This window comes from Photobacterium profundum (assembly GCF_003026285.1).
In the GTDB taxonomy this organism is placed as follows: domain Bacteria; phylum Pseudomonadota; class Gammaproteobacteria; order Enterobacterales; family Vibrionaceae; genus Photobacterium; species Photobacterium profundum.
The window spans coordinates 1-25611 of sequence record NZ_PYOD01000021.1; the positions used below are offsets into that span (position 1 = coordinate 1).

Genomic DNA, 25611 nt, shown 5'->3' on the forward strand with positions numbered 1-25611 from the left:
ACTGCGGAGTGGTAGTTCAGTTGGTTAGAATACCGGCCTGTCACGCCGGGGGTCGCGGGTTCGAGTCCCGTCCACTCCGCCATTATTGAAGAAGCCCTAATCGAAAGATTAGGGCTTTTTTACGTCTGTATAAAATAGATATTCGCACAGAATAGACACTGCGAAGTAGTAGTTCAGTTAGTTAGGCTTTTTATTGTAGAGCTTAGCGGCCTGTCACGCCATGAGTTGTGCTGGTTTGAGGTAGATAGAAAGTCCCGTTAACGTAGCCATTATTGAAGAAGCCCTCTCTTAAGGTAGAGCTGAAAATATTAGGGCTTTTTTACGTCTATAGAAAATGGAAACTAGTACTGAGTAGATATTCTCTTGTACTAACACTCACACGCTTTACTGTGCTTTCAATGAATTGTTACAACTGACTTGAAATAGAGTTCATTAAGCACTTGTCACCTGCTGGACGAGTATGAGAATGTTAGGGCAATTTCTAAGACCCAATAAATAGGTACATGCATGAAGTTTTTTTATGAGAGAACAGAAAATGAAGACGAAGTTAAAATTGTTCTGAAGCCTCACTCTTTTTTCATTATGTTATTGATGATCGCTGTATGGCTAATCAATGACTTAGTGCTGAAATCTGCGCCTATAGCACAGTTCATTATGCCGATCTTCATTGCCTTTATGGTGATCCGTTTCTTCTCTATTATACGTGTACAGAAAGAAGTATTACTGGGAATGAAGCAGCGTAAAGCTGAAACTACAGGCAGTAAGTTTTCACTTAAAAACCCACTGACATATACAATTAAAAAGCACTAATGTTTAAACAAGGCATTCATTCCTAGTGGGAAATTATGCCTTATTTTTACGCTGCTTATCGTTTTGTTAATAACGTGCATAATGGAGGGTACATCGCATAAATTAGGAGAAACATGGAAAGGTTCAACTGGAAACCTTTATTACTAGCGTGTTTGATTGTCAGCATTGGACAGTTAAGCCTAGGGTTAGTATTCCCATCTTTACCTTGGATCGCACAAGATCTAAATGTTAGTGCTGATCAAGCCCAATTATTAGTCTCTGTTTATCTTCTGGGTTTTGGTCCTTCTCAATTAGTATATGGCCCACTTTCAGATGTGTTTGGTCGTCGACCTATTTTATTGTCAGGCTTATTAATTGCCCTGCTCGGTTTGATTCTTGCTGTTACGCATGCCGATTCATTTTCATGGCTATTAGCTGGACGCTTTATTCAAGGCTTGGGGGCGGGCAGTGTTGCTGTGTTAGCAAGAGCCACTTTGCGTGATTCCTATCAAAATCAAAATTTTGTGAAAGCGATGACATGGGTCGCTATTGTTGCTGCTTTTACACCCATTGTTGCGCCAGTAATTGGTGGGCTAGTTAATCATTATTGGGGTTGGTTAACGGTCTTTATCATTTTGTTAGCCTATATCGGCTTGATTTGGCTTGTGCTGTTGTTTGCTTTTACAGAAACGCTTAACCAAACCAATAAACCTGAATCTGTAGGTAAATTGGTGGTGTCTTATTTCTCGTTGATGCGTGAGCGCCACTTTCTTAGTTTTGCAGGGATCGGCTGGATCAACTTTTCATTAGTGGTGATTTCGATCTCGTTAATGCCGTTTATTATGCAAGTACAAATCGGCATGAGTTCTGAACAGTACGCACTATGGGCGATGATTCCTGCATTCGGGATGCTTTCTGGTGGCTTGTTATGCCAGCGAATACGTCCTATTTTCGGCACGCAAAAAGTGTTGCAGATTGCGCCTTTTCTTCATTTAATCGCTGGTATTGTACTGTTCTTTTCTCCGATGACTCCACAGTGGATCAGTGCGGGTCACTTCTTACTCGCGATGGCAAATGGCATGGCTTTTCCGTGTGCACAGTCAATGTTATTGATTCCATATGGCAGCCGAGCTGGGACGGTTTCTGCCTTATCTGGAGCTTGCCAAATGGTATTTGCATCATTGATCAGTGGTTTTTTACTGCGATTAGGCATGAGCCAAGCGTGGCATTTAGGGGTGGTACTGTTAGTTGCAGCTGGCTTGGGGTTGATACTGGTGCGTATTGGTGCAAAAAGCGAAAGTGGTAAACAAGCAGCAGCCGCATTAAATTAACCCGAAATAGAGACACTGAACCATACTTACCTAATGACACTGCTATCAGTAGTTGAAAATGAAACGTCATTGGTTGAGGAAATAAGTATGGTGAGGTTAATGGTGTTTATTGTCCTGATCATCTTGTCTGGTTGTGCTGCTCAGTACGAAGTAGATCTCTCTGAAAATAAAGAGTGGCAGCAGCTTGGAACTTATCATGGTGAGCAAGGTTATCGTGAATTAAATGAAAAAAAACTAAATAATCTTGGTGCGTTATCGGAAACTGAATATGAATCTTACCGAGCCGGTTACCTAAAAGGGCGGTTTGATTACTGTTCAGGAAGGAAAACAGTGACAACAGTGATTAATCAAGGTTACCCCGATGATTGTGCTGCCTCGAAACAAGGGCGCAGTAGCTACAGTGTGATTGAACGTGGATACTGAATTGCACTCCCTCAGTTAGAGACAAAAAAGGCTACCGAGGTAGCCTTTTTAATGCGTGATATTTACATACACGTATCTACTAAGCAATTAGCTTAGTTGTTGCTGTGAAGCTCACTGTTAAGCTCAACTGCAGACTTATTAGTCAAACACTCAATTTGACCGGTGATTGAGTTACGACGGAATAGTAGGTCAGCTTTACCAGCAAGATCGCGTGCTTTGGCGATTTCAACTTCTTTGCCTTCGTTATCAAGCATGCGAACCTTAGTACCCGCAGTTACATACAGGCCTGATTCAATAGTACAACGATCGCCCATTGGGAAGCCCAAGCCGGCGTTTGCACCTAATAGGCAGTTTTCGCCGATAGAGATAACCATCTTACCGCCACCAGACAATGTACCCATGATAGAAGCGCCGCCGCCAATATCAGAGCCTTCGCCAACCATTACGCCAGCAGAAATACGACCTTCAACCATGCTCACACCAGTTGTACCAGCATTGAAGTTGATGAAGCCTTCATGCATTACAGTTGTGCCTTCGCCAACATGGGCGCCTAAACGAACACGAGAAGTATCAGCGATACGAATACCAGTAGGTACGATGTAATCAACCATTTTAGGAAATTTATCAACACAATCGACGATGATAACTTCACCATTCAAACGTGCATCCATTTGACGTTCTGCAAGCTCTGGTAAATCAATAGGTCCTTTGTTGGTCCATGCGATGTTATGTAACAAGCCGAAGATGCCATCAAGTACTACGCCATGAGGTTTCACTAGACGGTGCGAGATAAGTTGAAGCTTTAAGAAGCCTTCAGAAACAGATGTTGGCGCTGCATCTGTCGCCAGAATTACAAGAATCAATGTCTGTGAAGATTGTGATGCTTTCGCTGCAAATTGTGCGCTTTTTTCATCACCAGCAGTTTGAAATATAACCGTAAGATCAGCGCATTGAGCTGGAGTCACTTCGATAGACTGGTTGCCTTCTTTATAAGAAACAACGGCAGCGACTGCTTTAACAAGTTCTTCTGAAGGGTTAAGCGTAGGTGTTGGGAAAAATGCTTCGATGATTTTTCCGTCACGGTTTTTAGTCGCAGTACCTAAGGCAATTGAAAAGCTAGCCATTATTAATTGTTCTCCATTTCAAATATTTTCAGAGCTGGATCAGTTTGATCATTAAAAAGCTCGTCGCTGAATTTGTATAAATTGGTATTACATTAAAACCATCATAAAGACACTTGAAGCGATATAGAAGGGCTGAATAAGCAATCAGTCAAAAATGACAGCAATATGACGAGAATAATAGTAAGACAATATTTGAATATGCATAAAAAAACCCCCTAGATAGGAGGTTTATTCATTGAGAGGAAATAAAAAATGAAGGGTTAAGCTCAGTTATTGTTTACCTCTGAAATCATTATTAATGATTAAGCCGCTTCATCTTGTGATTGCTCTTCAACAATTTTAGCAGATTCAGCTTTCTTTTTAGGTGCTGGTTTTGCTTTTTTAGCACCTAGAGCAATCAATACTTCTTCACGCTTTTGCGCTAAAAATAATGATAATTCTTCTTGTTTAGCTTCATCTTCAAAAAGTTCACTAGCAGCAAGCAAAGTAAACATTTCATCAGCCATATCAAGCATTTTGTCGTATGCGTCAGCTTCGGACTTAGAGGTGAAAGTCATCTTTTCTTCTCCGTTGCGCTCAACTACATATTTGACGATAACAGCCATGGTCACCCTCTCCAGAAATTGATTTACTGGCTGCTTATACAGTAGTATGACGTCTTCTGTCCAGTGATAAGCGTGTTAATGTGATGGTGAAAGAAAAATTTGCTCAAATTTATACTCGAGCGTCTGAAAGAAAAGGGGGAGATGATGAACTGGAAAGTTTACTGTCAGTCCCTTTAAGCGCTCAGGAAATTAAAACAATTCCTGATGATCGATGGCTAGCTGCATTTTCACAGAAGGTGTTTCAATGCGGTATTAGTTGGAAAGTGGTACGCAGTAAGTGGCCAAATTTCGAAGAGGTCTTTTTTCAGTTTAATATTGAAAAAATGCTGTTGATACCAACTGATATGTGGGAACGAAAAGCGACTGATCCTGCGATTATTCGCCATCTTACTAAAGTGATGACTATTCCCGCGAATGCACAAATGATCCATGAGGCAGCACTTGAGTATGGTTCTTTTGCGGCAATGGTTGCTGACTGGCCGGAAAGTGACATTATTGGCTTATGGCGTTACATGAAAAAAAATGGCAAACGTCTTGGTGGAAATACTGGCCCTTATACATTGCGTGTAATGGGTAAAGATACGTTTTTATTGACTCAAGATATGGAGTCTTATCTACGTAATATCGGGGTTATTGACGGGGGGCGAGATACTCAAAAATCATTATTAGCCACGCAACAAGCGTTTAATGATTGGCAGCAAGAAACTGGCCGTCCATTATCTCAGATCAGCCAGATCATTTCGTTCAGTTGCGGTGACAACCGGATATAGAGAACCCTAGGTTAGACCTATCGTTTTAAATCCCACTTCTGGCAAAAATTCAGAAATAGTTTAAGAAGTGGGCTTTGGTATTTTTCTTTATGAAAAAGTAACCAATATTGACGACGCATATCTAAGGGTAATTTAAGAATCACCAACCGGTTGTCGTTCACGGCATGTTGAATGGCTAACTTTGATAGGCAAGTGATACCTAAGTTTGCAGCCACACAATTGATGATCGCTTCGGTGGTGTTGAGTTCAAATGCTTGATGCCACTTTTCCAACCGAGGTGATATGCGATTTAAGAAGAATTCACGCGTGCCAGACCCTGGTTCTCTTAGTACCCACTCAGAATTTTCTAAATCGACCAAGCGAAGGTTATTAATCAAGGTTAACGGGTGACTTGGGTGGCAAACTACAACCATTTCATCATCGAGCCAAGGTTCAGTCACAAGATCATTTTGCTGTACTTTACCTTCGACTAAAGCGATATCGAGTTCAAATTCACTTAATTTGTGACAAATCTGGGCGGTATTCGAAATAAACAGTGATTGATCATAGTGCTGCGAGCTCTCGCGAAAATCTCTTAATAAAAATGGGGTAACTTGATTACCTACCGTATCACTCGAGCCAATTTTCAGGTTACCTGTTACAGGGCCAGTTTGATCAAATAAATTCTCAATTGAATGACTACGTGACAGTAATTCATCAGCTAAAGGAAGCAATCGCTTGCCTTGTTCATTAATGATAAGACGATTATTATTGCGGTCAAAAAGTTTATGGTCGAGTTGTTTTTCGAGCTCAGATAACGCCATGCTAACTGCAGGCTTAGATAAAAACAGTTTGTCAGCTGCTGCCGTAATGGTCCGCTCTTGTGCGACGGTGACGAAAACTTTTAATTGCTTCAGCGCAATGTTCATACTGTCCCTTCTTAGTTATCATTGTTATCGTTAAGTAAAACTTAATCTCTTGTTCAATATATTCAATTATTATAAATAATTCAAATTATATATAATAATTTTGTGTTCAGAGATTAATGTTTTCAGCCCGAAATGGTTTTAACCATAACACATGAGATTTGGGGTGAAATTAGAGAGGTCAAAATGATTAAAGCAACTAAAAATAAAGTAGCAGGCGCTCCAACCCCTATGGCGGGTTTAGCATTAGGTATCGCAAGTCTTGGTTGGTGCTGGGAAAATGCAGCGGATCTTAATGGTACAGGGCAGGTTACAGGCGCTGTGATTGCATCAATATTGTTAGTGATTCTTGCTACAAAATTTCTTTTTCATCCTAAGTCGCTTTGGAATGACTTAACGCACCATGTTGTTGGGAGTGTTGTGCCAACGTTTGCGATGGCTTTAATGGCAGTCTCAAAAGCGGTAGGTATTTATGCGCCGAATGCTGCGCAGGTACTGTGGTTATTTGCCGTTATACTGCATTTAGTTTTCTTGGCATTGTTTGTTTACCATCGTGTGGTTGAGTTTAAATTACATCACATGGTACCGAGTTGGTTTGTGCCACCGATTGGTTTGATTGTGGCTGATGTGGCGTTTCCTGGTGGTGCCTTGCGTCCGATAGCTGAAGCGTTATTAGTGTTTGGTATGGGTGTGTATGCGGTCATGTTACCTATCATGATTTACCGTTTGATTTTTAGCCATGAAATTCCAGATGCAGCTAAACCAACAATTGCGATAATGGCAGCGCCTGCGAGTTTATCGCTAGCAGGTTATTTAACGGTGGTACAAAATCCATCGCCAGTGATTGTTGCCTTACTTGCTGGTATTGCAGTATTAATGACTTTTGTTATCTATGTTGCTTTCTTTCGCTTATTACGTCTTGATTTCAGTCCTGGTTATGCAGCATTTACATTCCCAATGGTGATTGGTGCAACAGCGCTTTATAAAACAGCAGTTTGGATGGCAGCATACGGCTTTTCGCCTGAATATGTTCAGCAAGTATTTAGTCTTGCAACTATCGAGCTTTATGTATCAACGGCAGTGGTTTCTTATGTCGCGATTCGTTACTTAGCGTTCTACCGCCCAATTTCACGATTATTGAATCCTGTTCCACATAATGCTTAATATTACGTTTGGCATTACTCAGAATAAGCTCATGTGTATCATATTATTTTGAGTGTGCTATTTGTCAGCGTTATATTCAGAAGTTATGTGTTTTGCCCGGTTCTGCCGGGCTTTTTTGTATTTGTAATTTAGGTTTGCAGCCAGCAAGTTGATGGTAGACAATCAATGTAACTTTCTCTTTTTGTGAGATATCTGCGTGTTTACTGTTTATCACTCCAACCAACTGGATTTGTTGAAGTCACTGTTAGTCGAATTGATCCGCCTGAACCCTCTAGATAACCCTTTTGAACCTGAGCAAATATTGGTGCAAAGCCCTGGTATGTCTCAGTGGTTGAAAATGGAGTTAGCGACATCATTTGGCATAGCGGCAAATCTTGAGTTTCCACTGCCTGCGACTTATATCTGGAAGATGTTTACTCAGGTATTAGCCGACGTGCCCGAGCGCAGTGCGTTTAATAAAGAGGCGATGACATGGAAGTTGATGGAAGTGTTACCTAAGCAGTTGGGTTTGCCGGAATTTGAACCATTAAAACGCTATTTAGATAATGACCCAGAAAGCCTTAAAATTTATCAATTGGCCGAGAAAATAGCAGATATCTTCGACCAATATTTAGTGTATCGCCCTGAGTGGATTCAACAATGGGAAGCAGGTGAAGTTGTTGCTGAATTAGGGGATGAACACCCTTGGCAGCCTATTTTATGGCAAGCGTTATACGATCAAACATTGGCATTGGGGCAGTCGCCTTATCATCGCGCCAATTTATATGAACATTTCATTGATACGCTAGATAATTATGCCAGTAGCGGAACATTGCCAGCTAATTTACCACCGCGATTATTTGTGTTTGGTATTTCATCATTACCGCCTCGTTATCTTGATGCATTAGCGGCACTGGGTGAGCACATTGATGTACATTTGATGTTTACTAACCCTTGTCGTTATTACTGGGGTGATATTCGCGATCGTAAGCATTTGGCTCGATTGGCTGCCAATCAACGAGTGACTATCAAGCAACTGAATGTTTCAAGTGATGATACGCTGCATGGTGACGAAAATGTCGCAGTGCTGAAAGATACCGATGGAAATCATTATGATGATGACATGCATAATGATGTTGTGGGTAATAGTTTACTGGCCTCTATGGGTAAGCTGGGGCGTGACAATATGTACTTATTATCAGAGATGCAGGTCAACGAAGTGGATGCGGGTTTTGTTGATATTGAGCCTGACTCGCTACTGCACGCGATTCAGGCCGATATTTTAAATCTAGAAGATCGTCAGAACGATCAGATTCTGGATTCCAGCGACCACAAGTTTCCGATCAGCGATGGTGACATGTCATTATCGATTCATGCTTGCCACAGCCCGATGCGCGAAGTGGAAGTATTGCATGATAATTTGCTCGCTATGTTTGAAGCCGAAACAGCCAAAGGGCTAAAACCACGTGATGTGATTGTGATGGTGGCCGACATCAATGCGTATAGCGCGGCGATTCAATCCGTTTTCGGCAATGCGCCAGGTAATCGTTATATTCCATTCTCGATTTCAGATCGAACTGCCGAGCAAGAAAACCCTATCTTGCTAGCATTTGTCCGTTTACTGACTTTGCCTGAAAGCCGTTGTAATGCCTCTGAGTTACTGGAGCTGTTAGAAGTTCCGGCTGTTATGAACAAGTTTGGCTTTGATAGTAATAGCTTCGAAAAAATTAAACGTTGGATAGAAGAAGCGGGTGTTCGGTGGGGGTTGGATGAGAAAACCGCATGCCAATTTGAGCTGCCAGAGCAAAATCAAAATACGTGGCTATTCGGTATTCAGCGAATGTTGTTGGGCTATGCCATGCCTCATGATGCGGGCTTATTTGATGGCATCTCTGCCTATGAGCAGGTTCAAGGTTTAGATGCCGAGCTAGCAGGGCAACTTGCAGGGTTTATTGATAGCTTGATCTCTTATCGTGAGCAGCTGGCACAGCCTCAATGCGTATCGTCTTGGACCGACCTGCTTAATCAATTACTAGACGATTTCTTAGCCGTTGAATTAGACGGTGAGCTGGTGCTGAAGTCGATTCGCGATAACCTACATCGCTTGCATGAACAACTTGCAGATGCGGGTTATCAGTCATTGATCTCACCAGCCGTATTGACGCAGTACTTGCAAGATAAGCTGTCTGGTGAACGGGTAAGTCAACGCTTCTTAGCAGGACAGGTCAACTTCTGTACCTTGATGCCAATGCGTTCAATTCCCTTCAAAGTCGTGTGTTTACTGGGGATGAACGATGGGGCTTACCCGCGAAATATCGCGCCAGAAGGCTTTGATTTGATGAATGGCCGCACCAAAGCAGGTGACCGTTCACGCCGTGATGACGACCGCTATCTGTTTCTTGAAGCCATTCAATCGGCACAAGAAACCTTGTACATCAGCTATGTGGGTCGTTCGATTCAAGATAACGCTGAGAAAGTGCCATCAGTATTAGTCAGTGAGCTGGTGGAATACTGTCAGCAAGGTTACTGCATGGAAGGCGATGAAGTCTTACCCGTAGATCAATCTGCCAAACGATTGAAAGAAGAACTGTTAGTTCATCACCACCCTCTGGTGCCTTTTAGCCCAACCGCCTTTATTGGTGAGAAATCAAGTTTTGCTGCTGAATGGTTACCAGCCGCTGCGCGACATGGTGAGGCAAACAAAGCATTTCAGCTTACAGCATTAGATGCAGAGCCCATGGTTAGTGAGCAGGAGTTGGTCTTAGAATTGGCGGAGTTGCAGCGCTTCTGGCGTTTACCGGTACGTTACTTCTTTAATCGACGTTTGAAAGTCTTCTTTGAACCACCTATGGGGGTGATGGAAGATGATGAACCGTTCATATTGAATGGCTTAGAAAGCTACTTGCTACGTGATGAACTATTGGCATTGCTGCTTGATGCAAAGGTGAGCAATAAGAATGAGGATGCCGTTTTTGCTACATTTTCTGCTGAACAAAAAGCGGCTGGTGGGTTACCTGTCGCGGCATTTGGTGATCTAGATTTAGCGATGACACGTACAGAAGTTGTGTCGTTAGCTGATCAAATTGTGCCACTTGTTAATTGCCCACAGGATGATCATGAAGTTGATCTTCGCTTTCAAGTCGACGGTCATGAGGTGAACCTGCAAGGGTGGTTAAAACAGCGTTATCAATCCGGTTTAGTGCGTTACCGTAGCGGCAAAGTTCGCGCGCAAGATCACTTAACAGCTTGGTTTGATCATTTATGTTTAGCAGCAAGCCACTGTGGTCAACAAACTCACCTAATAGGTACCGATAAACACCTTGTGTTATCTATTATCGAACCGGATCAAGCCAAGGCTTACCTGCAAGATGTGGTGGAGTTGTATTACCACGGCTTGAATCAACCTTTGCCTTATTTTCCTAAAACAGCGCAAGCGGGTATTCAGGCATGTATCGGCCGTGATGGTAGCTGGAAAGATGATGAAGACACCATTGATAAGTCACTGAAAAAGATGGCTGATTGCTTTAATGATGGGTACTTATTTCCTGGGGAAGGTGCAGATAGCTATATCGCACGAGTATGGCCACAATGGAATGATGAGCTTGCTGCTGAAGCCTCACAATTAGCGAGTCGTGTTTTACAAGCTGCGATCTTAAACAGTGATGTTGTAGAAGATGAATGAGAATAAGTGATTGGCTGTGGAGTAAGAAGGTGTAGCGTGGTCGCCAGCAAATCATTTTTTATTTGTAGGGTGTTCGCTGTACGACCACAGGTCCAGAGGTAGACCACGTTTCTTGCGGGCGATACTAGCTAAACCTCTGGCGCTAAACCGTGAGTAAGCTCTCACATCATTAAAGCATAATGGTATTTTACAAATCAAAAAGTGTTTATAAGTGATTGATCACAATGTAAATGTGATCACTATCACTGAAGTGAACGATAGGGGCGTTATTCGGCTCCCACTTCATTTAGAAATGGTTTGTAAAACACATATTTATATCATGGGTATTGGATGGTGAATGTCTCAATAACGGCATATCTGATACGCCAACAACAAAAGGCTTTGGCAATATCATGCAACCAGATTTGAATGTGCAATCAGGCTTGGATAATTCGTCTGACTTGAATCATCAACCAATGGATAGTGCGAATACACCCACTAAATTGCAGCCGATGACTTTCCCACTGCATGGTGCGCGTTTAATTGAAGCATCTGCTGGTACAGGAAAGACGTTTACCATTGCGAGTTTATATTTACGTTTGCTGTTGGGGCACGGTAACGCTGAAACACGTCATGCATCAGAGCTGACTGTTGATCAGATTTTGGTGGTGACGTTTACTGAAGCGGCAACTGCCGAATTAAGAGATCGTATCCGTGCGCGCATTCATGATGCTCAAATCGCATTTTGTCGTGGTTTTAGTAACGATCCGGTTATTGAACCGCTATTAACCGCCATTAGTGATCATAAAGCGGCGGCACAAATTCTGTTGAATGCAGAACGCCAAATGGATGAAGCGGCCATTTATACCATTCACGGCTTCTGCCAGCGAATGCTTACCCAAAATGCGTTTGAATCGGGTAGTCGCTTTAATAATGAATTTGTTACCGATGAAAGCCAGTTGAAAAGCTTGGTAGCTGCCGATTATTGGCGTCGAAATTTTTACCATCTACCTCATGCGTTAGCCAATGAAGTCCGCAATATTTGGTCATCTCCGGCGGCGTTGTTAAAAGACATCGGGGGCAGCTTAACCGGTGCGCCTGTGAAGTTGTCAGTTGCGGCAATGAGCGATTCATTAGCTGATTTGCATCAGCAAAACATGCAGCGTATCGATGCGATTAAAGCACTATGGCGTGAGCATGAAGCAGATCTTGAACCTCTGATTGCCAATTCAGGAGTTAATAAGCGCAGTTATACCAAGAAAAGCTTACCAACTTGGCTGGCACAGGTGAGCCAGTGGGCAGCACAACCCACTGATAGCTACGAATTACCCGACAAATTGGACCGTTTTCATCAGCAAACATTAATCGAAAAAACCGCGAAGGGTGAAGCGCCTGAGCATGCGGTATTTGTCGCCATTGGTGAGCTGCTCGATAATCCGGCTAACTTGCATGATCCTTTAATGGCGCATGCCATTGAACAGTGTCGTGTGTTATTGGCGCAAGCAAAAGAGCGTAAAGGGTGGTTGTCGTTTGATGACTTGTTAACCCAATTATCTGCTGCGATCGATAACGATCAAGATGATCTGCTGGCTGGGCGTATACGGAGCCAGTATCCAGTCGCAATGATTGATGAATTCCAAGATACCGATCCACAGCAATACAGTATCTTCAGTAATATTTATCGTGCTCAACCGGAATGCGGTTTGTTTATGATCGGCGATCCTAAGCAGGCAATTTACGCCTTCCGAGGTGCAGATATTTTCACGTACATTCAAGCGCGTCGTCAGGTACACGATCATTACACGCTCGATACTAACTGGCGTTCAACAGCAGATATGATTGCGTCGGTGAACAGCGTTTTCGCTCGACCAGAAAGCCCGTTTATTTACGATCAAGATATTCAATTTTTATCGGTTAACCATAGCCCTAAAGCCCCTGACCGTAGCTGGTGGTTAGATAATCAAGCTCAACACGCCTTGACGTTCTGGCATCAAGATAGCGTTGATGGTAAGCCTGTCACGAAAGGCCGTTATCAAGAAGCCATGGCGAATGCGACCGCGGCACAAATTCAGAATGTACTGACTCAAGCAGAACAAGGCAGTGCTTTTTTCCAAGATAAAGACAGTAAAAAAGCAATTCAAGCCAGTGACATTGCGGTGCTAGTACGTACTGGTAATGAAGGTAAATTAATACGAAAGGCATTGTCAGAGCAAGGCATTGCCAGTGTGTATCTATCAAACCGTGATAGCGTATTTTCAACCGCTGAAGCGGCAGATATTCAACGTTTATTACAAGCAGTACTTACTCCTGAAGATGATCGTGCATTACGTGCGGCATTGGCCTCTAGCTTATTTGCATTAACAGCCGTTGAACTTGATGAACTCAACAACAGTGAGAATGCATGGGAAGCGGCAATCAATAACTTCAAAGATTACCGTAAGCAATGGCTAACACGTGGCGTAATGGCAATGATACGTAGCGTGATGGCAAAAGAAAAAATGGCTGAAAACCTGTTAGCAGAAGAAGGCGGCGAGCGCCGTTTAACCGATTTACTGCATATTGCTGAGTTACTGCAAGAAGCGAGTCAAACCTTAGACAGTGATTACGGTTTATTACGTTGGTTGGCCGAGCATGTAGCAGAGCCAAACGGTAATGCTGAAGATCAGGTTTTACGTTTGGAATCAGAGCGCAACTTGGTACAAATCGTCACGATTCACAAATCGAAAGGGCTAGAATATGACCTCGTCTTTATGCCGTTTGTGTGTAGTTATCGTGAGGTTGATAGTAAAGGTGAAGTGAAATACCACGATGAAGCAGAAAACATCACAGTATTGGATATCGCCAAGCAAACGGATTCAATTGAAAAAGCGGATAAAGAGCGCCTAGCAGAAGATCTTCGTCTTATTTACGTCGCCCTAACGCGTGCGGTGTATGGTTGTTATATCGGTATGGCTCCGATTCGTAATGGTCGGAGTACCAAAGAACCGACCGGATTACATCACTCAGCAATGGGGCATTTAATTCAAAATGGCAAAGAAGGCACCATTGCTGATTTGGAACTAGCCTTAGCGAAATTAGCAGAAAGCCAACCTGCGATTACCATTGCTGAGCCACCTGTTTTACCTGAAGATAAGTGGCAGCCGCGAGAGCAAGAAGATGCAGAGTTATCACCTAATCAGTTTACGATGTCGCTTGAGCGCAATTGGTGGATGACCAGTTATTCCAGCCTAGTGAAGCAAGGGCATCAGGCCTACCATGACAGTAGTTTAGATCTTCCGGGGTTTGATATTGAATCAGCGGTTGAAACGGCGATTGATGGCGAAACCAGCGCTGATCATGACGGTAATCTGGTTGAACTAGAGCCTGAATATTCAATTTATACTTTTCCGCGTGGTGCGCGTCCCGGTACATTCTTGCATACAGTGTTTGAAGAGATTGAATTTACAGCGCCCGTCGACAGCCCTGAAACCGTGGCAACCTTGACCGATTTGTTGCAAAAAGAAAATTATGATCTGGTGTGGTTACCAGTATTACAACAATTGATTAAAGATGTACTGAACTGCTCATTAGACGGGCTGGGTATGAAATTGGTCGATAAGAACCCGTCACAGCGACTAACGGAAATGGAGTTTCTACTGCCAATCACCTTATTGTCATCGAGAATGTTGAATAAGGTAATAGCAAAGCATGACACTGTATCAGCCAAAGCCGGTGAGCTGGGCTTTGCGACGGTCAGTGGCATGCTGAAAGGCTTTATCGATTTAGTATTTGAGCATGATGGTAAATACTATGTACTCGATTGGAAATCGAACCATTTAGGGGATGACCCTAGTGTGTACCGTGGTGAGCAGCTGGTCGAAGCCATGCGTGATCACCGTTATGATTTGCAATACCAAATCTATGCTCTTGCATTACAGCGCTTTCTGCGCAGCCGCATGCCTAGTTATGATTACGAAACCCACTTTGGTGGCGTGTTTTACTTGTTTCTCCGCGGTATGGAAGCAGGCAGCGACAGTGGCATTTTCCATGCGCGGCCAAGTGAAGCATTACTGTTGGAACTAGAACAATTAATTGATGGAGAGCAGATTGATGCTTAAGCGTTTGCAAGAACTCACAAAGCAAGGTGCATTGCGTCAACTTGATTATCAGTTTGCTAAATTCGTTGCGTTGCGAAGCCCTGAATCCCATTCTTCATTAGTGGCTTTGATTACTGCCCTTGTCAGCCATGAGCTAGGCAAAGGACACGTCTGTTTGATGTTAAGTGATCTGAATACTCAATCATTATTTGGCTTATCTAGCCGCGTGTCGGTCACTTTACAGGATGGCTTGCCTGAGCCTGAATATTGGGAAGCAGAGCTGAGTGGTCTATCGGTTATTTCCAATATGGCACAAGGTGAACAGCATGCTACACCATTGGTGCTTCAAGATGGTCGTTTATACTTGCACCGTTATTGGCATTTTGAGCAGCTGGTGGCGAACAAACTGCTGCATTCTGCACAATCGATAGCACCAGCCGCTGTTATGCCATCGGTGCTTAATACGCTGTTTCCTCGTACTTATACCTATTTGTATCAAGCCTTACAGCAGTTAAAAAAAGGGGCGTTAACAACATCTGATACTGGTGACAGTGTTGAACGTCGCCAGAAAGAAGTGTGTGATAAGTTAGATGTAGTTCAAGCGGGTGAGTTGGATTGGCAAGCCATTGATGTGGCATTAACTTCGGCCAATAAAGCGGAAGAGTTATCGGTATTGAATGATTTGGTGCCACAAGCTGTGTGCCTTAATTGGCAGAAAGTAGCAGCAGCGATGGCGATTACACGCCAATTTTCGGTGATATCAGGTGGGCCGGGTACTGGTAAAACAACGACCGTCGCCAAGTTACTTGCTGCATTAGTGATGCAAGCTGATGATGCTAATAGCGGTGATGAGGTCATTACACCGAACATTAAATTAGTCGCACCCACAGGAAAAGCTGCTGCCCGTTTGACAGAGTCTATTGGCTTAGCGGTACAGTCGCTACCTGTTGACCCTGATGTGCGTCTGCGTATCCCAACGCAATCAAGTACCATTCACCGCTTATTAGGTTCAGTACCTAATCAAGTTGATTTTCGTCATCATCGAGATAATCCATTACACCTTGATGTGCTGGTGGTTGATGAAGCATCGATGGTCGATTTACCAATGATGGCACGTTTGCTTGATGCATTACCGTCCCATGCTAAATTAATTCTATTAGGTGACCGTGATCAGCTGGCATCCGTTGAAGCGGGTGCTGTGCTAGGTGATATTTGTGCTTTTTCCAGTCAGGGATATAGCCCACAGCAAGGTCAAGTACTGAGCCAATTAACAGGGTTTAATGTCTCTGGTATTCATCTTGGTATGCATGAAGGCAACAGTGTCAGCCCTATTGCAGACAGCTTATGTATGCTGCAAAAAAGTTACCGTTTTCATGCCGAGTCGGGTATTGGTAAATTGGCGAAAGCGATTAATGATGGAAAACCGTATGATGTTGAAAAAGTTTGCCAACATGATTTCAAAGACATTAATCATTATCCTCTGAGTGCAGAAAACTACCAAAAGATGATTAATCGAACGGTAACCTTTTACCGTGATTATTTAGATGCCATTGAACATAAGCAAGAGCCGGAAGTGGTATTAAAAGCCTTTTCTAGCGTGCGGTTATTATGTGCGTTACGGGAGGGTGATTTTGGTGTGGTTGGTTTGAATCAACGCATAGAACGTGAACTGGTACGAATTGGAAAAATAAGCCAAACCGATGATACTTGGTATGAAGGTCGACCTGTCATGATCACCCGAAATGATCATGGTTTAGGGCTCTATAATGGTGATATTGGCATCGCCATGATTGATGAAAAAGTCGATCCCAATAAACCGCATCTGCGCGTGTTTTTTGAAATGCCTGATGGGGCTATTCGCAGCGTATTGCCAAGCAGATTGCCTGAGCATGAAACCGTGTACGCGATGACGATCCATAAATCGCAAGGGTCTGAATTTGAAGATACCTTAATGGTGTTGCCTGCAGACTTCACGCCTATTTTAACACGAGAGCTGATTTATACCGGCGTTACACGAGCGAAAACCCGCTTGTATTTGTTTGCCCAACCAGATGTGATAGCTCGGGCTGTAAGATTGCGAACAGAAAGAGCAAGTGGATTAGCCTGTTTATTAGGGTAGGCTTGAGTGGATGTAAATGACAATAAACGCCTGCTATTGCAGGCGTTTATCTATTATAGGTTATACTATCCTACATAAGTATTTGATCATTCTTGCTGGTTAAAATAACTTATAACATCGTTATGAATTTTGTAATTAGAGCCACTAGTTATCTGCAATTCACGCCTAGTTATAAACGATTTTTCCTGCGCAACATTATGATCAACTACTTACCAAGAATGGTATTAGACAGCCAATACTAAAATCTTGGATCGACGTTGGAAGTTATATAGTGCTTTTTTAGCCATCGGTAATTGATCGACATCGGATTCGATAAAGCCTTGTTCTAGGAACCAATGTACGCTGCGAGTGGTTAAGACAAAAATATGTTTTAAGCGCTGTTCTTTAGCTTGCTGGCGAAGGCGATTAAGCAGTATGACACCACGATCCCCGTCTCTAAAATCGGGGTGAACAGCAACACATGCCATCTCGGCAATTTTTTCATCAGGAAATGGATACAGTGCAGCGCAAGCAATAATCAGCCCATCGCGTTCAATAATGGTGAACTGTTCGATTTCTTGTTCTAGTTGTTCACGAGAGCGGCGTACTAAAATACCTTCTTGTTCGAGAGGGTAGATAAGGTCGAGAATACCACCAATGTCATCAATACCTGCACCACGTATTTTTTCAGCACTTGCCATTACGATTTGGGTACCGATACCATCAAGCGAGAAGAGCTCTTGGATTAATGCCCCGTCTTCTTTATAACTAATCAGATGGCTTCGTGGTACGCCAGCACGGCATGCACTAACGGCTCCTCGTAAGAAACGAGCGGTACCACAATCATCTTCTTGTGCTTCGATTAAACGTTGTAGAGCCGTTTCTGCTTCGTTGGGCAGCATTTCTGATGCCACTTCACCATCAAGGTCAATAACACCTTGTTCAGAGCAAAAACCAATTAGCTTATCGGCCTTTAATCTTATGGCTAGCTGAGTTGCGACTTCTTCTGAGGTAAGGTTAAAACACTCCCCCGTCACTGAACTTGCAACTGGCCCCAGCAAAACAATCGAGTTTTGGGAGAGCTGGCGTTGAATACCATCAATATCAATACGGCGAATACGGCCTGTATGGTAATAATCGATACCGTCATCGATACCCAGTGGCTGGGCGATGATGAAATTGCCACTGATGACATTTATCTGCGCCCCTGCCATTGGTGTGTTGTTGAGCCCCATCGAAAATCGTGCCGTAATATCGAGCTGTAATTGTCCCGCAGCTTGTTTTACTAATTCTAGCGCGCGTGCGTCGGTAACCCGAATACCTTTATGGTAAGGCGTTGTGTAGCCCTGTGAGGCTAATAAGTGTGATATTTGCGGGCGAGCGCCATATACCACAACAATCTGTAACCCAAGGCTGTTTAACAGCGCGATATCGTTAACAATATTTGCAAAGTTAGGATCAGCAATGGCTTCGCCGCCTAACATAATGACAACCGTTTTACCTGAATGTGCATTCACGTAGGGGGCTGATTGCCTAAAGCCTTTTACTAGGGCAGTACTACGAAGTTTCAATATGTTACATCCATGTAAGGAAATACTTATTCACTCAAAGTAAATGAATTGGCGGAATTGTACAGTCAGTATTGTAATATTTTTTTTGATTCAAGATCCCATTCTTCAATAAGCAAAAGGTTTTAGCGCAATATTGCCATATGAATTCGGTATATTACGTCAAGTCTTTCGCTGTGTATGGCTGGTAATGAAGAGTACAAATCTCAAAAAATTCCAAAGTACATTTCTTGTTTCAATTATCGTTATTACGCTAATTTCAGCGATCATGATGGCAACTGGAATGGTCAAGGTTGATTGGTTTGCCCCTAAACCCCTCGCCAATATTTATGGTACTTGGACGGAGCAAGAAGTTGCACACTATGCTGCTGATAGCTTTGAATTACGTGCATCAGGTGTTTTTGTTAATGGGCGACAAATTAGCACTAACTACCAATGGGATGGTAATACATTAAGTTATCGCCTGGGAGATGATGTGTACCTGTATAACTATTTATCTGACCGTTTAGTACGTCAACAACCCGCTCATTATATTTCAATATTTGCCCGCACCCGAAAGGGGTGATTCGCAAGTGACACCTTGCGTGATTCTGTCATCACAGTGTGTTTTTCATTTACCTGAGTGATGAGGGTAAGATTTCAATAACCAAGTTAATTTGTGATGAGGAATTGCCATCACTTACTAGATTGTGAATCCATTGATATTCTATCGCGTTAAAAACAAAACCATGACACATTGAAACGGTTTACCGTTAAAATAATTATTCGCATATTAATGAAGTAAGTGTTTGCTCTCATTCGTAATGTACCGTGCTGACGCGGTATAATAATTATGTTCATAATTTTATCAATATAGGTCTTTACCGTGTTTCGTCAAATAACAATTGCAATGATTATCATTGGTTTAGCTGGGTGCTCGCAGTTGCCTACAAATCGTGGACAACAATATTTAGATGGTGACTTTGAACAAGTCTTGAATGAAGTACCCACGGTAGAGTCTGAACAACCTCAAGATTACAGTACTTTTTCAGAACAGATGAAAAGGGTTATTGAGCGTTCACCGTCAATGGCAAAAAAATATGAATCGCTTTATCGTCAGATTGAAAATTGGGCTGAACAAAACGGCGACCCTCGCCAGCTTGGAAATTATGGTATCCAAGTGGCTCAAATGGGGGGCGGGGATAGTAAAGGCAATGTGATGTTTACGGGTTATTACTCACCCGTGATTGAACTGCGCCATCAACCTGATGAGACCTACCGTTATCCTGTTTATGGTATGCCAACGTGTGAAGAGCGTTGCCCTAGCCGTGAAGAGATTTACCAAGGTGCATTAGACGGCCAAGGATTAGAGCTCGGTTACAGTGCATCGATGCTTGATGTCTTTATGATGGAAGTGCAAGGCAGCGGTTTTGTGCATTTCGACGATGATGGTGAATTACAGTACTTCGCATACAAAGGTAAAAATGGTCATCGTTATGTCAGTATTGGACGTGTGTTGATTGATCGCGGCGAAGTACCTCGTGAAAAAATGTCACTGAAAGCGATTGAAGAATGGGTGAATGCGAATGACGAAGCGACAGTTCGTGAGTTGTTAGAGCAAAACCCATCGTATGTTTTCTTTCAGCCTAAAGAATCTTTAGATGTGATGGGAACGGCGGGTATTCCATTGCTGGCGCATGCATCAGTGGCAGCAGATCGCGAATACTTACCAATGGGCAGTGTTATTTTAGCCGAAGTCCCTCAATTGGATGAGGCGGGGAATTGGAACGGTCAGCATGTCTTGAAGTTGCTGATGGCGCTTGATACAGGCGGTGCTGTGAAGAAGAATCACCTTGATTTATATCACGGCATGGGAAAACAGGCAGGAACGGATGCTGGTCACTACAAACATTTTGGCCGGGTGTGGAAGCTTGGGCTTCAAGGCAGTGCCACTGAAGATCCATGGTTAATGCCAGTCGCTGAAAAGTAAGCCTGAGTCGAGTGCAGTAAGCGATATCACCTTCACCTACAATTTGTGGGATACTGGACAATCTCTACCAGAGCGCGTATAAAACGCGCTCATTCTTTATCTGAACGATCCTTAGCTATCAGTGAATAATTTATGCGCGAATTAGAAACCCCAGCCTCAGAGAATTATAATCAACGTTTTGGTGGCACACGCCGTCTATATGGCAACAGCGAAGTTGAAATATTACGTGCTGCGCATGTGTGTGTGATTGGCATTGGTGGTGTAGGTTCTTGGGCTGCAGAAGCGCTCGCTCGTTCAGGTGTGGGTGAATTAACCTTAATTGATATGGATGACATCTGTGTTACCAACATTAATCGTCAGATCCATGCGATGACAGGTACCATTGGTCAGAGCAAGATTGAAGTCATGGCTGAACGTATTAAATTGATCAACCCTGAGTGTAAGGTCAATTTGATCGATGATTTTATTACTCCCGAGAATATCGCTGAGTATATTGATGCGCGTTATGACTACATTCTTGATGCGATTGATAGCATGAAACCTAAAGCGGCGTTGCTGGCATATTGTAAGAGCAATAAGCTTAAAGTGATCACTACTGGTGGTGCAGGTGGTCAGACTGATCCGACTCAAATTCAAATTACAGATTTAACCAAGACAATCCAAGATCCGCTGGCAAAGAAATTACGTGATACGTTACGCCGCTTTCATAACTTCAGTAAAAACCCGAAGCGTAAATTTGGCATTGATTGCGTGTTTTCTACTGAGCAATTAAAGTACCCGCAAGCTGATGGTTCAGTATGCAATGTCAAAGCATCGGCTGACGGCCCTAAACGAATGGATTGTGCGAGTGGTTTTGGTGCCGCAACTATGGTAACGGCAACATTCGGCTTTGTTGCTGTTTCTCGTATTATTCAAAAAATAGTTGAAAAGCATTTACAGAAATAACGTTATCTCGGCGAGTCGATAGCCGCTGATTTATGTGCAGTGTTTTTGCGATAAAAAGGAGAGCTGAAGCTCTCCTTTTTAGTATTCAAACAAACGATCGTTTATTCAAAAAGATGATGCTAGTCAGCAAGCGTTTTAATTTGCTCCACAATGGCTTTTAAACCATTGCCACGTGATGGGCTAAGGTGGGCAATTAAACCAAGTTGTTCAAAATAGGTATCAATATCAAATTCTCGAATTTCTTCCGCATTTTTACCTTCGTAAGCAGCAAGCACTAATGTAATTAGACCGCGTACAATGCGCGCATCTGAATCTGCCATAAAATGAAACTGACCATCTTGTGCCTCATGTGCCAACCATACTTGGCTTTCACAGCCACTTACTTTCAACTCTTCGTGCTTAAATATTTCAGGTAATACGGGCAGTTTTTTGCCTAATTGAATTACTGTGCGGTATCTATCTTCCCAGCCATTCGCAGCTTGCATCTGCTCAACGATATCGTTCGTGGTAATTTCTGTTCCGAATGGATGTTGAGGCAGTGTCGCGTCAGTCATGATTTTCTCTCTTTTTACAGCAAACTACAGGCTTTATGGAGCGCAGCAATAAAGCGCTCAACGTCTTGTTCTGTGTTGTATAGGGCCAAGGATACGCGCAACGTTCCTGTTAACCCTAATGCATCAAGCATCGGGTGAGCACAATGATGTCCAGCTCGTAATGCTATGCCTTGTTGGTCGAGTAGGGTAGCAATATCTTGGTGGTGCACGCCATCAACAACAAATGAAAATAGGCTCGCATGCTCTTGTAGGCCGATGATACGTAAATCATCAATTTCACTAATACCTTCAATGGCCTTTTGACGAAGCTGTGCAATGTGTTGTTCGGCACCATGACGATCTAAGCTTTCTAACCATTCAATGGCTGTTGCTAATGCAAGGCTACCTGCGACATTAGGGGTGCCAGCTTCGAATTTCCCCGGCAATGCTGAAAATGTAGTACCAGAAAATGATACTTTCTCAACCATCTTGCCACCACCGTGCCAAGGAGGCATCACCTCGAGCAGTGCTTTCTTGCCATAAAGTACACCTATACCCGCAGGTGCATAGAGTTTATGCCCAGAAAAAACATAAAAGTCGGCATCCAGTGTTTGAACATCTACCGTTTCATGAACAATACCTTGAGCACCATCAACAACAACAACCGCATTGTAATGATGGGCAGCAGTCGTTATTGCTTCGATAGGGTTACGAGTGCCTGTCACATTGGTGATATGGGCAATTGCGACAATTTTGGTTTTATCGGTTAATAGCTGGTGGAAGGCATCCATGTCTAGCGTGCAATTGGGAAGCATGGGTATTTTAACCACGTGTGCGCCCGTTTGCTCAGCGACGATTTGCCAAGGCACGATATTCGCGTGGTGTTCTAGTTCACTGACTAGAATTTCATCGCCAGGTTGTAACGTTTGGCGAGCATATGTTTGAGCGATAAGATTTAACGCTTCTGTCGCGCCACGGGTCCAAATGATTTCACAACTATGTTGAGCATGAATAAATTGTTGAACGGTTTGGCGAGCTTGTTCAAATTTTGCAGTAGCGGATGCTGTTAGGCTATGACTGCCACGGTGAACGTTGGCATTGTGACCACTGTAATACTGTTGGATCGTTTCAATCACCACGAGTGGTTTTTGTGCCGTTGCTGCACTATCGAGATAGACAAGCGGTTGGCCATTACAGTTTTGTTGTAAGGCTGGAAACTGTTGATAAACTTGATTGATATCGAATTGAGCAGTCATGGTGAGTCACATTGCGTAAATTTAAGGGAGCGATCATGCTAATTATTTACGGCAAGGGCAAGTAGATATCCCTATTCCTTAAATAATTTCTCTATTCTTTGAGTAATTATACTTATAGAGCGTGTGTTTTGCCGATAAGAAAAGTACAGATAAAAAAAAAGCACTGCGTTGGGGCGCAGTGCTAAGAATCAAACTTTGACAGACAGGTCAAACAAAAAAGAAGTAAATGGTAGATTCACTACCTGTCCGACACAACTCGGACAATATGCAAACACAACATCGCAACATTGACTTAACCGATAATGCCAGAGGGCAGAATATCAGACGCTTAAGCCTACGTTGCGACACGAATCATAGGGTTTATGTAGCTCTTGAACAATGGACAATTTATAATACTCACCATTAAAAAAACTAATGTATCAGCTAACATCGGAAAACTATGTCTAGACGATTACCACCGCTTAACTCATTGAAGGTTTTTGAAGCCGCAGCACGGCACTTAAGTTTTACGCGCGCAGCGGAAGAACTATTTGTCACACAAGCTGCTGTAAGCCACCAAATTAAAGCGCTTGAGGAATTTCTTGGGCTTAAATTATTCCGTCGTCGCAACCGTTCATTACTGTTGACCGAAGAGGGACAAAGCTACTTTCTCGATATAAAAGATGTTTTTTCAGCGATATCTGAAGCAACTGATAAAGTGCTTGAAAGGGGAGCGAAAGGAGCATTAACCATTAGTTTACCTCCTAGTTTTGCTATTCAATGGCTGGTGCCTCGTTTAGCTGATTTTAATGAGCAACATCCTGAGATTGATGTGCGAATTAAGGCGGTTGATTTAGATGAAGGATCGTTAACAGATGATGTCGATGTTGCGATTTATTATGGCCGTGGTAATTGGACCGGTCTACGTGCCGACAAGCTGTATCAAGAGTACCTTTTGCCAGTTTGTTCACCGATGTTACTTACCGGTATTAAACCGTTACGCAGCTTAAGTGATTTAAAATTACATACTTTACTACATGATACGTCGCGAAAAGAATGGAAAAACTATGTTCGTCACTATGAGCTAAGTGACATCAATGTTAATCAAGGCCCGATCTTTAGTCATTCCACCATGGTATTACAGGCGGCTGTGCATGGTCAGGGAATTGCACTGGGCAACAACGTGCTTGCTCAGCCTGAATTAGATGCTGGTCGCTTAGTGTGTCCATTTGATGAAATATTAATGAGTAAAAATGCGTTTTATTTGGTTTGTCAGGAACGACAAGCTGAAACTGGCCGTATTCAAGCCTTCCGTGATTGGGTATTGGCAAAAGCAGCAAGAGAGCAGGAAGATATTACGGATGCCTAATTCTAACGTAGAAGCTAGCGAGAAGCCTGCATTGCCTACCTACCTTGTGGATGGGCCTAAATGTGATGAAGAGGCAATAGCGACGTTTCTGTTTACTCATGGCGCAGGAGCCGGCATGGATCATGAGTTTATGACGGAAATAGCTCAAGGTATTGCCGCGCATAGCATTCGGGTAATTCGCTTTAACTTTCCTTACATGGTTAAACGTCAGGAAGATGGCAAAAAACGCCCTCCTGATCGTCAACCTAAGCTGTTACTCGATCTGCAGCACCATATTGATCAATTCGCCGATGGTAAATTAGTGATTGGTGGTAAATCGATGGGCGGACGTATGGCGAGCTTGATCGTGAGTGATGTTGCTAATGAATCGCCAGGTGTCGAAAATTGTACGGCGAAAGTACAGGGTGTTGCGTGTTTAGGTTTTCCTTTTCACCCGCCAGGGAAACCAGAAAACTTTCGAGGTGAGCACTTAAAAGTTGCCACTTTACCAACATTAATTCTGCAAGGTGAGCGTGATACGTTTGGTACACGGCCAGAAGTTGAAGGGTGGCAGTATGCTGATTCGGTTTCTGTGACATTTTTACCTGATGGTGATCATAGTTTAAAACCGAGAAAAAAATCAGGCCATACCGAACAAGAAAACCGAGAAAAGACGGTGGAATACTTGGTTGATTTTATTAAGGAGAGCGTGGGTGCAGTCTAGAAACATCTTATTTTTCGCAGCCTTAAGTGGTGTGGTGATGGTCGCTCTTGGGGCATTTGCCGCGCACGGATTGAAATCGCAATTGCCGCCATATTTACTCGATGTGTTTAATACCGGCGTGCAATATCAAGCTTGGCATACACTTGCTTTGCTCGGATGTGGATTATGGGCACGCATTATGCCGACAAAAGCGGTATTATACGCAGCCCTGTTTTTTGCAGCAGGAATTTTACTCTTTAGTGGCAGCTTATATGCGCTGGCATTAACAGGGATAAAATGGTTTGGCCCCATCACTCCGCTGGGGGGCATTTGTTTTATTATTGGTTGGGCAGCGCTTGCAATGGCTGCCTGGCGCTCAGCTTGA

General features: G+C 43.1%; 20 protein-coding genes and 1 tRNA gene. 15 read left to right on the forward strand and 6 right to left on the reverse strand.

Annotated features, from left to right (window positions below; translation table 11 throughout):
* The first annotated feature begins 5 nt into the window (after positions 1–5).
* The 4 genes from C9J48_RS24785 (at position 6) to C9J48_RS24800 (ending at position 2543) form a co-directional block, all read left to right on the forward strand.
* Positions 6–82 (forward strand) — tRNA-Asp (locus C9J48_RS24785).
* A 425-nt stretch (positions 83–507) separates the two neighbouring features.
* Complete coding sequence (locus C9J48_RS24790; RefSeq protein ID WP_006232622.1) at positions 508–810, forward strand: hypothetical protein; 303 nt, start codon at positions 508–510, stop codon at positions 808–810.
* 113 nt (positions 811–923) lie between these two features.
* Positions 924–2120 (forward strand): multidrug effflux MFS transporter, encoded by a 1197-nt coding sequence (locus C9J48_RS24795; protein ID WP_006232623.1) that lies wholly within the window; start codon positions 924–926, stop codon positions 2118–2120.
* A gap of 99 nt (positions 2121–2219) precedes the next feature.
* Positions 2220–2543, forward strand: a complete 324-nt coding sequence (locus C9J48_RS24800) for a DUF2799 domain-containing protein (protein ID WP_242610864.1) — start codon at positions 2220–2222, stop codon at positions 2541–2543.
* 92 nt (positions 2544–2635) lie between these two features.
* Here the strand turns inward: C9J48_RS24800 and dapD are convergent, their stop codons facing one another.
* Together dapD and C9J48_RS24810 are read right to left on the reverse strand one after the other, a co-directional pair.
* Positions 2636–3667: a 2,3,4,5-tetrahydropyridine-2,6-dicarboxylate N-succinyltransferase gene (dapD, locus tag C9J48_RS24805; RefSeq protein ID WP_006232625.1), complete on the reverse strand. Its 1032-nt coding sequence runs from the start codon at positions 3665–3667 to the stop codon at positions 2636–2638.
* A gap of 302 nt (positions 3668–3969) precedes the next feature.
* Positions 3970–4272, reverse strand: a complete 303-nt coding sequence (locus tag C9J48_RS24810) for a YebG family protein (RefSeq protein WP_006232626.1) — start codon at positions 4270–4272, stop codon at positions 3970–3972.
* A gap of 83 nt (positions 4273–4355) precedes the next feature.
* Here C9J48_RS24810 and C9J48_RS24815 point away from each other — a divergent pair, with 83 nt between their 5' ends.
* Positions 4356–5042, forward strand: coding sequence for a DNA-3-methyladenine glycosylase I (locus tag C9J48_RS24815; RefSeq protein ID WP_006232627.1), 687 nt, complete (start codon positions 4356–4358; stop codon positions 5040–5042).
* Between the two features lie 17 nt (positions 5043–5059).
* Here the strand turns inward: C9J48_RS24815 and C9J48_RS24820 are convergent, their stop codons facing one another.
* Positions 5060–5950, reverse strand: a complete 891-nt coding sequence (locus tag C9J48_RS24820) for a LysR family transcriptional regulator (protein WP_006232628.1) — start codon at positions 5948–5950, stop codon at positions 5060–5062.
* 183 nt (positions 5951–6133) lie between these two features.
* Between C9J48_RS24820 and C9J48_RS24825 the strand changes: the two genes are divergently transcribed.
* The 4 genes from C9J48_RS24825 (at position 6134) to recD (ending at position 16946) form a co-directional block, all read left to right on the forward strand.
* Entirely contained in the window at positions 6134–7111 is a 978-nt protein-coding gene (locus tag C9J48_RS24825; protein ID WP_006232629.1) for a TDT family transporter, read from the forward strand.
* Positions 7112–7307: 196 nt separating this feature from the next.
* Positions 7308–10772, forward strand: coding sequence for an exodeoxyribonuclease V subunit gamma (recC, locus tag C9J48_RS24830; RefSeq protein ID WP_006232630.1), 3465 nt, complete (start codon positions 7308–7310; stop codon positions 10770–10772).
* Between the two features lie 455 nt (positions 10773–11227).
* The gene (gene recB, locus C9J48_RS24835; protein ID WP_036804073.1) at positions 11228–14848 is read left to right on the forward strand and encodes an exodeoxyribonuclease V subunit beta; all 3621 of its coding nucleotides are present in this window, start codon (positions 11228–11230) and stop codon (positions 14846–14848) included.
* Complete coding sequence (gene recD / locus C9J48_RS24840; RefSeq protein ID WP_006232632.1) at positions 14841–16946, forward strand: exodeoxyribonuclease V subunit alpha; 2106 nt, start codon at positions 14841–14843, stop codon at positions 16944–16946. Before recB ends, recD begins: the two co-directional genes overlap by 8 nt.
* 224 nt (positions 16947–17170) lie before the next feature.
* Here recD and argA read toward each other — a convergent pair whose 3' ends face one another.
* Complete coding sequence (argA, locus tag C9J48_RS24845) at positions 17171–18496, reverse strand: amino-acid N-acetyltransferase (protein WP_006232633.1); 1326 nt, start codon at positions 18494–18496, stop codon at positions 17171–17173.
* Positions 18497–18683: 187 nt separating this feature from the next.
* On the opposite strand from argA, the gene C9J48_RS24850 reads away from it, so the two are divergent.
* The 3 genes from C9J48_RS24850 to tcdA all read left to right on the forward strand — a co-directional run bounded on the left by C9J48_RS24850 (position 18684) and on the right by tcdA (position 21407).
* Positions 18684–19058: a DUF2850 domain-containing protein gene (locus C9J48_RS24850; protein WP_050764926.1), complete on the forward strand. Its 375-nt coding sequence runs from the start codon at positions 18684–18686 to the stop codon at positions 19056–19058.
* Positions 19059–19358: 300 nt separating this feature from the next.
* A complete protein-coding gene (mltA, locus tag C9J48_RS24855) occupies positions 19359–20462 on the forward strand; it encodes a murein transglycosylase A (RefSeq protein WP_006232635.1) in 1104 nt (367 codons plus the stop codon).
* 132 nt (positions 20463–20594) lie between these two features.
* The gene (gene tcdA / locus C9J48_RS24860; RefSeq protein WP_006232636.1) at positions 20595–21407 is read left to right on the forward strand and encodes a tRNA cyclic N6-threonylcarbamoyladenosine(37) synthase TcdA; all 813 of its coding nucleotides are present in this window, start codon (positions 20595–20597) and stop codon (positions 21405–21407) included.
* Positions 21408–21526: 119 nt separating this feature from the next.
* Here the strand turns inward: tcdA and csdE are convergent, their stop codons facing one another.
* Both csdE and csdA read right to left on the reverse strand, forming a co-directional pair.
* Entirely contained in the window at positions 21527–21961 is a 435-nt protein-coding gene (csdE, locus tag C9J48_RS24865) for a cysteine desulfurase sulfur acceptor subunit CsdE (protein WP_006232637.1), read from the reverse strand.
* Positions 21962–21975: 14 nt separating this feature from the next.
* A complete protein-coding gene (gene csdA / locus C9J48_RS24870; RefSeq protein WP_006232638.1) occupies positions 21976–23196 on the reverse strand; it encodes a cysteine desulfurase CsdA in 1221 nt (406 codons plus the stop codon).
* Between the two features lie 439 nt (positions 23197–23635).
* On the opposite strand from csdA, the gene C9J48_RS24875 reads away from it, so the two are divergent.
* Genes C9J48_RS24875 through C9J48_RS24885 form a run of 3 tightly spaced genes read left to right on the forward strand, consistent with a single transcriptional unit; the run spans position 23636 to position 25611 of the window.
* Entirely contained in the window at positions 23636–24544 is a 909-nt protein-coding gene (locus C9J48_RS24875) for a transcriptional regulator GcvA (RefSeq protein ID WP_006232639.1), read from the forward strand.
* Positions 24537–25247 (forward strand): alpha/beta family hydrolase, encoded by a 711-nt coding sequence (locus tag C9J48_RS24880; RefSeq protein ID WP_006232640.1) that lies wholly within the window; start codon positions 24537–24539, stop codon positions 25245–25247. The genes C9J48_RS24875 and C9J48_RS24880 overlap by 8 nt, the downstream gene beginning before the upstream one ends.
* A complete protein-coding gene (locus C9J48_RS24885) occupies positions 25237–25611 on the forward strand; it encodes a DUF423 domain-containing protein (RefSeq protein ID WP_006232641.1) in 375 nt (124 codons plus the stop codon). Before C9J48_RS24880 ends, C9J48_RS24885 begins: the two co-directional genes overlap by 11 nt.

Excerpts from the sequence above, each read along its gene's own strand:
- C9J48_RS24880 (WP_006232640.1), top strand. The coding sequence starts at position 24,537 with ATGCCTAATTCTAACGTAGAAGCTAGCGAGAAGCCTGCATTGCCTACC.
- C9J48_RS24875 (WP_006232639.1), top strand. The coding sequence starts at position 23,636 with ATGTCTAGACGATTACCACCGCTTAACTCATTGAAGGTTTTTGAAGCC.
- dapD (WP_006232625.1), bottom strand. The coding sequence starts at position 3,667 with ATGGCTAGCTTTTCAATTGCCTTAGGTACTGCGACTAAAAACCGTGAC.
- C9J48_RS24790 (WP_006232622.1), top strand. The coding sequence starts at position 508 with ATGAAGTTTTTTTATGAGAGAACAGAAAATGAAGACGAAGTTAAAATT.
- C9J48_RS24795 (WP_006232623.1), top strand. The coding sequence starts at position 924 with ATGGAAAGGTTCAACTGGAAACCTTTATTACTAGCGTGTTTGATTGTC.
- csdA (WP_006232638.1), bottom strand. The coding sequence starts at position 23,196 with ATGACTGCTCAATTCGATATCAATCAAGTTTATCAACAGTTTCCAGCC.
- C9J48_RS24825 (WP_006232629.1), top strand. The coding sequence starts at position 6,134 with ATGATTAAAGCAACTAAAAATAAAGTAGCAGGCGCTCCAACCCCTATG.
- C9J48_RS24810 (WP_006232626.1), bottom strand. The coding sequence starts at position 4,272 with ATGGCTGTTATCGTCAAATATGTAGTTGAGCGCAACGGAGAAGAAAAG.
- C9J48_RS24850 (WP_050764926.1), top strand. The coding sequence starts at position 18,684 with ATGAAGAGTACAAATCTCAAAAAATTCCAAAGTACATTTCTTGTTTCA.
- recB (WP_036804073.1), top strand. The coding sequence starts at position 11,228 with ATGGATAGTGCGAATACACCCACTAAATTGCAGCCGATGACTTTCCCA.
- C9J48_RS24800 (WP_242610864.1), top strand. The coding sequence starts at position 2,220 with ATGGTGTTTATTGTCCTGATCATCTTGTCTGGTTGTGCTGCTCAGTAC.
- C9J48_RS24815 (WP_006232627.1), top strand. The coding sequence starts at position 4,356 with ATGGTGAAAGAAAAATTTGCTCAAATTTATACTCGAGCGTCTGAAAGA.
- tcdA (WP_006232636.1), top strand. The coding sequence starts at position 20,595 with ATGCGCGAATTAGAAACCCCAGCCTCAGAGAATTATAATCAACGTTTT.
- recD (WP_006232632.1), top strand. The coding sequence starts at position 14,841 with ATGCTTAAGCGTTTGCAAGAACTCACAAAGCAAGGTGCATTGCGTCAA.
- C9J48_RS24820 (WP_006232628.1), bottom strand. The coding sequence starts at position 5,950 with ATGAACATTGCGCTGAAGCAATTAAAAGTTTTCGTCACCGTCGCACAA.
- csdE (WP_006232637.1), bottom strand. The coding sequence starts at position 21,961 with ATGACTGACGCGACACTGCCTCAACATCCATTCGGAACAGAAATTACC.